The 7,801-nt window shown below is 60.5% G+C and carries 9 protein-coding genes; 2 read left to right on the forward strand and 7 right to left on the reverse strand.

Annotated features, from left to right (window positions below; all coding sequences use genetic code 11):
- Together ACRC1E_RS10035 and cmk are read right to left on the reverse strand one after the other, a co-directional pair.
- On the reverse strand, positions 1 to 344 hold a 344-nt coding region (locus tag ACRC1E_RS10035), incomplete at its 3' end, for a S1 RNA-binding domain-containing protein (RefSeq protein WP_438514956.1).
- A 100-nt stretch (positions 345 to 444) separates the two neighbouring features.
- Positions 445 to 1,101 (reverse strand): (d)CMP kinase, encoded by a 657-nt coding sequence (gene cmk, locus ACRC1E_RS10040; protein WP_438514957.1) that lies wholly within the window; start codon positions 1,099 to 1,101, stop codon positions 445 to 447.
- 163 nt (positions 1,102 to 1,264) lie between these two features.
- On the opposite strand from cmk, the gene aroA reads away from it, so the two are divergent.
- Positions 1,265 to 2,560, forward strand: coding sequence for a 3-phosphoshikimate 1-carboxyvinyltransferase (gene aroA, locus ACRC1E_RS10045; RefSeq protein WP_438514958.1), 1,296 nt, complete (start codon positions 1,265 to 1,267; stop codon positions 2,558 to 2,560).
- A 98-nt stretch (positions 2,561 to 2,658) separates the two neighbouring features.
- On the opposite strand, the gene ACRC1E_RS10050 is transcribed toward aroA, so the two are convergent.
- A complete protein-coding gene (locus tag ACRC1E_RS10050; RefSeq protein ID WP_438514959.1) occupies positions 2,659 to 3,552 on the reverse strand; it encodes a prephenate dehydrogenase in 894 nt (297 codons plus the stop codon).
- 87 nt (positions 3,553 to 3,639) lie between these two features.
- Here ACRC1E_RS10050 and ACRC1E_RS10055 point away from each other — a divergent pair, with 87 nt between their 5' ends.
- Positions 3,640 to 3,936 (forward strand): DUF4936 family protein, encoded by a 297-nt coding sequence (locus ACRC1E_RS10055; RefSeq protein ID WP_438514960.1) that lies wholly within the window; start codon positions 3,640 to 3,642, stop codon positions 3,934 to 3,936.
- On the opposite strand, the gene pabC is transcribed toward ACRC1E_RS10055, so the two are convergent.
- The 4 genes from pabC to acpP all read right to left on the reverse strand — a co-directional run bounded on the left by pabC (position 3,933) and on the right by acpP (position 7,775).
- Positions 3,933 to 4,742, reverse strand: a complete 810-nt coding sequence (gene pabC, locus ACRC1E_RS10060) for an aminodeoxychorismate lyase (protein WP_438514961.1) — start codon at positions 4,740 to 4,742, stop codon at positions 3,933 to 3,935. The genes ACRC1E_RS10055 and pabC overlap by 4 nt on opposite strands.
- Positions 4,742 to 6,037 carry an aminodeoxychorismate synthase component I gene (locus tag ACRC1E_RS10065; protein WP_438514962.1) on the reverse strand — a complete coding sequence of 432 codons (1,296 nt, stop codon included), beginning with the start codon at positions 6,035 to 6,037 and terminating at the stop codon, positions 4,742 to 4,744. Before ACRC1E_RS10065 ends, pabC begins: the two co-directional genes overlap by 1 nt.
- A gap of 90 nt (positions 6,038 to 6,127) precedes the next feature.
- Positions 6,128 to 7,369: a beta-ketoacyl-ACP synthase II gene (fabF, locus tag ACRC1E_RS10070; RefSeq protein WP_438514963.1), complete on the reverse strand. Its 1,242-nt coding sequence runs from the start codon at positions 7,367 to 7,369 to the stop codon at positions 6,128 to 6,130.
- Between the two features lie 166 nt (positions 7,370 to 7,535).
- Entirely contained in the window at positions 7,536 to 7,775 is a 240-nt protein-coding gene (gene acpP, locus ACRC1E_RS10075; RefSeq protein WP_438514964.1) for an acyl carrier protein, read from the reverse strand.
- Positions 7,776 to 7,801 lie beyond the last annotated feature (26 nt).

The following is a 7,801-nucleotide window of genomic DNA, read 5'->3' on the forward strand; positions in this document are numbered from 1 at the left end:
AGACCGGACAGGATCTTGCCGGCTTCCAGAGCCTCTTCCAGATCAATCCAGGCCGCCAGACGCTTGGCTTTTTCACGCGACAGCTTGGTTTCACCAAAGCCGTTTTCGATGGCATCAATCGCGACGGTGACAAAATCACCAATCTTGACTTCAAGTTCACCGTTGTCGTTCTTGAATTCTTCGACCGGAACCAGCGACTCGGACTTCAAGCCGGCGTTCACGGTTACAAAGTTGGAATCAATGCCGATCACTTCGGCAGTGATCACTTCGCCAATGCGCATTTCCTGGAGTTCCAGGGATTCTTCAAACAGTTGGGCGAAGTTTTCCATAGCGGAGGTAGTCATTAAGATTACTCACACGTGCATGCCTTGCGACACGCGGGGTTAGGGTTGGTCAAACGCCAGCCCACATGGACTGACGGGTACTACAAAAACCAAGGCCGGATCAGACCGACTGCCCGTACCAGCCAAGCACTGCCGCCACTGCAAGGTCGACTGACATTTCGCTGGTATCGAGAAGGCGGGCATCCGGCTCCTGCCGCAGAGGTGCCACACTACGGGCTGCATCACGTGCATCCCGCTCGGTGATATCCTGCAGAATGCGCGGCAGATTAGCAGAATCTTCCTTGCTTATCAACTGTTTATAGCGCCGCCCTGCCCGCACATCGGCACTGGCCGTCAGGAAAATCTTCAGCGTAGCATCCGGAAAAACAACCGATCCCATATCGCGGCCATCCGTCACCAGACCCGGCGCAACACGGTAAGCGCGCTGGCGCTCCAGCAAGGCCGCGCGCACCTGCGGCAAGGCCGCAATCACCGATGCACCCATGCCGACTTCCTCGCTACGAATGGCATCGGCTACGTTTTCACCGTCCAGCAGGATTTCGCCGTCGCAAAAAACCGCCGGCAAGGTACGCGCCAGCGTAGCCACTGCCGCTTCATCAGCCCAGCTCACACCATGGCGCCGGGCATGCAGTGCTGTCAGACGATAAAGCGCACCCGAATCCAGATAGGCAAAACCCAGTTTTTCCGCCACCAGAGCGGCGACGGTACCCTTACCCGAAGCGGATGGACCATCAATAGTAATGACAGCAATCGTCATGATCGTTTAACTTCTTTCCTGCGGGGCTGGCATCACACCACGCCCCGACCTGACTAAAAGACAAGATTCTAGCTCAGCGACCTGCCGGACGGCCACTTTCCGGTTTTGGTTCAGGCGTTTATCCAAACAGGCATAGCCACAACAAGGATCCCCGCTTCTTACTATGGAACAGCTTCATCTCGCCCCTATCGGCCATATTGCCGGCATCGTCGCCCTGCCCGGCTCCAAAAGCATCTCCAACCGCACCTTGCTGCTCGCTGCACTGTCGCATGGCAGCACACTGGTTCGCGGCCTGCTCGACGCCGACGACATCAGCCATATGCTGGCCTCACTCGGCCTGCTGGGGGTAAAAATAGAACGCATGGGACAAAGCCGGGACTTTATGGTGCATGGCGTGGGCGGCGAATTCCCGGTCAAGAATGCCGAGTTATTCCTGGGCAATGCCGGCACCGCGTTTCGACCGCTCACGGCAGCACTCGCGCTCATGCAGGGCCACTACCAGCTATCGGGCGTTGCGCGCATGCACGAACGCCCGATAGGCGATCTGGTCGACGCACTCAAGATTGCCGGTGCCGACATCCGTTATGAGGGCGCGACAGGCTATCCGCCCTTGGCTATCGCACCGGGGACTATCGACACCCGAACCGTGATTCCGGTCAAGGGCAATGTCTCCAGCCAGTTTCTGACGGCACTCTTGATGGCACTGCCATTAAGCGGCACTAGCGTCACGGTGGAGGTGATAGGCGAGCTGATCTCCAAGCCCTATATCGAGATCACACTCAAACTGATGGCACGTTTCGGCGTACAGGTCGAGCGCAAGGGCTGGCAGCAGTTCACTATTGCAGGCGGACAGAGCTACCTGTCGCCGGGGGACATCCATGTCGAGGGCGACGCATCCAGCGCCTCCTACTTTCTGGCCGCCGGCGCCATCGGCGGCGGGCCGGTACGCGTCACCGGCGTCGGCCACAACAGCATTCAGGGCGATGTGAAATTTGCCGAAACACTGGGGCTGATGGGGGCAAAAATAACCATGGGCGACAACTGGATAGAAGCCTCGGCATCAGGGCCGCTACAAGGCATAGACGTTGATCTCAACCATATCCCGGACGCGGCCATGACCATTGCCATCGCCGCGCTGGCCGCCAAGGGCACGACCACCATACGCAATATCGAGAGCTGGCGCGTCAAGGAGACCGACAGGCTAAGCGCCATGGCGACCGAGTTACGCAAACTGGGGGCGGGCATAGAAGAAGGACAGGACTACATCAGCATTACGCCGCCGGCCAAGCTGACAGCCGATGCCGTGATCGACACCTACGACGACCACCGCATGGCGATGTGCTTCTCGCTGGCCGCACTGATGGCCACGCCCGTCACCATCAACGACCCGGGCTGCGTCGCCAAAACCTTCCCCGGCTATTTTGACGCGCTGGCACGACTGGCAAACGGCGAGCATTGAGACTGCCGGTGCTTGGCGGCGGATCCTCCTCTCCACCAGGCATCGGCACCAGCCGAAAAATCTTCACCCACATGGGCGGCATCGGGAAATACGATGCACTACTGGCTACGCACAAAACGCTGGTGCCAGCCAGTACGCGCCTCGCGCGCGCGCTCGAACAAGGCCTGCATCTTGTGAGCATCCGCTTCTTGCAGCTGCTGCTGCAACAGCGCCAGTTGAGCCTGATAGTCGGCCAATTCGGTCAGCAGTGCCTCGCGGTTGGCCAAGGCAATATCGCGCCACATTTCAGGGTGCGAGCCGGCAATGCGGGTGAAATCCCGAAAGCCGGTCGCCGCAAAATCGAAACGGCGGGCGGCATCCGGGCATGCGGCAATCATGTCCACATAGGCAAAAGCCAGTAAATGCGGCAAGTGCGAGACGCTGGCAAACACACTGTCGTGCTCGGCTGCCGTCATTTCATGCACGCTGGCACCACAGGCCTGCCACAGGGCACGCACAGCCAACACCGCGCCGGCATCAGACTCGGGCAAAGGCGTCAATACCACGCGGCGCTTCTCGTAGAGCCCATACTGCGCGGCGGCGGCACCGGAGAGTTCGGAGCCGGCAATCGGATGCGCCGGCACGCAGCGGGCCAGATGACGGGGCAGGCAGGTCCGCATCAGCGCCGCCACATCCCCCTTGGTGCTCCCTGCATCGGTCACGATAGTATGTGCCGGCAAGGCCGGCGCCATCGCTTGCATCAATGCGCTCATCTGCCCCACCGGGGTCGCCAGCAGTACCAGATCTGCCTCACGGCACGCATGCGCAATATCCGAACTCACCTCGTCCACCACCCCCAGTTCCAGCGCGCGCTGCATATTGGCCGCCGAGCGGCCGACGCCAATCACGCGCCCCACCCGGCCGGCACGCCGGGCAGCCAGTGCCAGCGAGCCGCCGATCAGCCCGACGCCGGCCACCACCAGTGTTCCTATCGCATCTTGTTCCGTCACCATACCCTCATTGCGCAACAGGCCGCTTCACAAGCGCACCATCCGATGATTGAATGCAGCCTATGATATGCGAATTAATGGCCATACACGATGACAAGCTCACTCTATCTGTACTACCGCCCGCAGCAGGCTGATGCGGCACTGGCACACCGGCTGCGCGCCATGCAGGCAGAACTCGCCAGACAGACCGGCATCCATGGCCAACTGATGCGCCGTTGCGACGATGCCGCGACATGGATGGAGGTGTACCCGGAGATCAGGCAACGGGTATCGTTTGAGCAGGCCCTGATGCAATGCCTGGCAGCTCACGGCCTGTCGGAGGCCTGCGGCAAGCGCCACACGGAATGGTTTGAAAACTGGCCGCAGCAGAGGGCACCCGCCGCTTAAGCCTGCAGGCTCAAGCGCGCCTGCAGACGCCGGGCCAAGGCGAAATCATCCCACACCCGCGTCCCCAGACGGGCCAGCGGCCAGATGCCGATCAGGCTGTTGCACAGCAGAACCTGGTCTGCCGCCAGCAGCGCCTGTGGCGATAAACGCCCCTCAAGCGGCACATACCCCAGACTGGGCAGTTCATCCAGTACCCAGGCCCGCATCGCACCGCTGACGCCACAACGGTCCAGCATCGGGGTCAGCACCCGGCCGCTACTGAGTACGAACAGATTGCTCATCGTCCCCTCCACCACCGAGCCTTCACTATCCAGCAACACGCCTTCGCGGATAGCCGCATCCTGCCACTCGGAGCGGGCCAGTACATTTTCCAGCCGGTTCAGGTGCTTGATGCCGGCCAGACGCGGCTGCAAGCCCAAACGAAGATCACACCAGCGCGCGCTGATACCCTCTTGCCCACAAATAGCCGGATAGCCGGCCCACGGGCTGGCCGCTACGATACGGCTACTACTGGCTACAGGCGGTATCGCATAGCCGCGCTGCCCCGTACCGCGCGTAAGAATGATCTTGGCGACGGTCCGCGCGCTGCCATCGGCGGCGCGCAGCAACTCGGCCAAAAGCACCGCTTCGTCCGGCAGTGTCAAGCCAAGTGCGGCGCAATCGGCCTGCAAGCGCTGCCATTGCCAGCGCCACAGCCGCGGCTTGCCGGCGATCAGCTCTACGGTGCGGTAGACACCATCGCCATAGGCCAGCCCCCGGTCATGCACGCTGAGCATCTCCATCGCCACGCCATTCAGCAGCACCATCAGACGTGCTCCACACCCAGTGCCCGCAGCAGGCCGCGCGCCTTGTGCCGCGTCTCCTGCAACTCGCGCTCGGGATCGGAGTCAGCCACGATGCCGCCACCGGCACGAAAGCGCAGTTGCGGCCCCTGCTGCATAAAGGTGCGGATCAGGATATTCAGGTCCAGCGTGCCATCGCGGTTGATATAACCCAGACTGCCGGTGTAGGCGCGACGGGCGCTATTTTCCAGCTCGCGGATGATCTGCATGGTGCGCACCTTGGGACAGCCGGTGATGGTGCCACCGGGAAACAGTGCGCGCAGCACATCCACGGTACCTACATCCGGCCGGATACGGCCGCGCACATTGGATTCGATATGGTGCACATAAGCGTAGCTCGCGATCGCCATCAGCTCGTTCACCTCGACCGTGCCGGGTAGCGAGATGCGCCCCAGGTCATTGCGCTCCAGGTCGATCAGCATCACATGCTCGGCGCGCTCCTTGCTGCTCTCAGCCAGACGCTGCTTGAGCGCGGCATCTTCGACCGCATCCTGCGAGCGCGGATGGGTGCCGGCAATCGGACGGGTATCAGCCCAGCCGTCACGCACCCGCACCAGACGCTCGGGCGAGGAGCTGACAATCTGCGCAGCGCCAAAATCGGCCAACGCCGAGAAAGGTGCCGGATTGGCCAGACGCAAGGCAGCATAGAGATCGGCTGCGCGCAGACCCGCCACCAGTTCGGCACGCCAGCCGCGCGAAATATTCACCTGAAACACATCGCCTTCGACGATATAGTCCTTGAGGCGCAATACGGCATCGGTGTACCAGTGCGGCGGATCTTCCTCCAGCGTCGCCAAGGCCACAGGCTGCGCCGCAAAAGCAGGGCCGGCCACCACGCGGGCATGCAACTCGTCAAGCAGGGCTGCGCTTTCCGCCATTAGCGTCGCCTGCCCGCTACTGCGTTCGACCAGTACCGCCGCCGGCACCCTAGCCAGCGCCGCCAAAGGGAAGCTGTCCGCCAGTGCCGCAGGCACCGAAGGCTCGAACTCGGACAATAGATCGTAGCCCAGATACACAAACCAGCCGCCGGTAAAAGGCAGCGCGGATGCAAGCTGCGGCGTCTCCAGCGGCAAGGCGCGCACATCGGCAAGAAATGCAGCCCCCTCGCCTTCCATATACACGCGTGTCTGCTGTGGCAGCGCAAACAGGATGTCCCAGCCACTGTCTCCGGAAGACTGTAGCAAATAAGGGAAAACAGCACGCTCGGCCGCATGCAGCGCCAGCAAATCGGGGTTTGAATCGAGTAGTCGGGTAAACATGTATCGTCCGCAGCTTTACGCCGGCTGAAAAAAAGAAAACCGCCGCGAGTGTATCGCAGCGGTTTCATTCGTCAAGACAAGTCGGCAGGGTCAGACCTTGCGGAATACCAGCGTGCCGTTAGTGCCACCAAAGCCGAAGGAGTTGGAAATGGCAACATCGATCTTCATGTCGCGCGCCGTATTGGCTACATAATCCAGATCGCAACCACCCTCGATATCCTGATCCAGCAAGTTGATGGTCGGCGGCGATACCTGATGATGGAGCGCGAGAATGGAATAGATGGCTTCCACTCCGCCGGCTCCGCCCAGCAAATGACCGGTCATCGACTTGGTCGAGTTAACCGCCAGCTTGTAGGCATGGTCCCCGAAAGCGAGCTTGAGCGCGGCCGTTTCATTGGCATCACCCAGCGGTGTCGAGGTGCCATGTGCATTGACGTAATCGACTTCATCAGCATTGATAGCGGCATCCTTGAGCGCATTTTTTACGCCGCGCGCCGGACCTTCCGCATTGGGCGCGGTGATGTGATAGGCATCCGAGCTCATACCGAAGCCGATAAGCTCGGCATAGATAGTCGCGCCACGCGCCAGTGCATGCTCGTACTCCTCCAGCACCACAACACCTGCCCCCTCGCCCATCACGAAGCCGTCACGTCCCTTGTCCCACGGACGCGAGGATGCAGCCGGGTCGTCATTGCGGGTCGACATGGCCTTCATGGCAGAAAAGCCGCCGATACCGAGACGGGCGATCGCACACTCGGCACCGCCGGCGACCATCACGTCTGCGTCCCCGTACTGGATCACACGTGCCGCATCACCGATACAGTGCGCGCCGGTAGTGCAGGCGGAAACGATGCCATAGCTCGGGCCCTGATAGCCCTTGAGGATGGATACATGACCGGCAATCATATTGATCAGCGAACCGGGGATAAAGAACGGGCCGATTTTGCGCGGGCCGCCGTCCATCAGTGCAACACCAGTGTCCTCGATCAGCGGCAGGCCGCCGATACCGGAGCCGATATTCACGCCGACGCGGGTTTTATCCAGACTCGCGTGGCCATCCAGCCCGGAATCGGTAATCGCCTGCAAGGCAGCAGCAATACCGTAATGGATGAAAGCATCCATACGGCGAGCATCCTTGGCAGGAATGTATTGGGTAATATCGAAGTTTTTGACTTCACCGGCAATCTGGCAGGCCAGATCGCCAGCATCGAAACGGGTAATACCGGCGATGCCGCTGTTGCCGGCCAGCAGGTTGGCCCATGCACTAGCCACATCGTTACCGACCGGCGACACCTGGCCCAGGCCGGTGACTACAACTCTGCGTTTTGACACAGGGACTCTCCATGAAAGAGAAAAAAGCGGTCTTGCCTGATCCTGCCATTGCCCCGCCGACAGGGCGGAACATTCAAACATGCGTTTGGGCAGTAGAAACTGAAAGACCCCTGCGTGGTGAGCCAAGGCCACACCGGCAGAGGTCTTGGGCAATCCCCAAAAAGGATTACTTGTTCAGATGAGCATTGACGAAGTCAACAGCCTGCTGAACGGTGGTGATTTTCTCGGCATCTTCATCCGGAATTTCGCACTCGAACTCTTCTTCAAGTGCCATCACCAGCTCCACGGTGTCAAGGGAGTCAGCACCCAGATCGTCAACGAAAGAAGATTCGATCTTCACTTCGGCTTCGTTTACGCCCAGCTGTTCAGCGACAATTTTCTTGACGCGCGCTTCGATATTTTCCATTTGTAACCCTTCGCCTTTCTGTTTCG

Source organism: Craterilacuibacter sp., from assembly GCF_051659485.1.
Classification (GTDB): domain Bacteria; phylum Pseudomonadota; class Gammaproteobacteria; order Burkholderiales; family Chromobacteriaceae; genus Craterilacuibacter.

Coding starts and splice junctions, on each gene's coding strand:
- cmk (WP_438514957.1), bottom strand. CDS start 1,101: ATGACGATTGCTGTCATTACTATTGATGGTCCATCCGCTTCGGGTAAG.
- aroA (WP_438514958.1), top strand. CDS start 1,265: ATGGAACAGCTTCATCTCGCCCCTATCGGCCATATTGCCGGCATCGTC.
- ACRC1E_RS10050 (WP_438514959.1), bottom strand. CDS start 3,552: ATGGTGACGGAACAAGATGCGATAGGAACACTGGTGGTGGCCGGCGTC.
- ACRC1E_RS10055 (WP_438514960.1), top strand. CDS start 3,640: ATGACAAGCTCACTCTATCTGTACTACCGCCCGCAGCAGGCTGATGCG.
- pabC (WP_438514961.1), bottom strand. CDS start 4,742: ATGGTGCTGCTGAATGGCGTGGCGATGGAGATGCTCAGCGTGCATGAC.
- ACRC1E_RS10065 (WP_438514962.1), bottom strand. CDS start 6,037: ATGTTTACCCGACTACTCGATTCAAACCCCGATTTGCTGGCGCTGCAT.
- acpP (WP_438514964.1), bottom strand. CDS start 7,775: ATGGAAAATATCGAAGCGCGCGTCAAGAAAATTGTCGCTGAACAGCTG.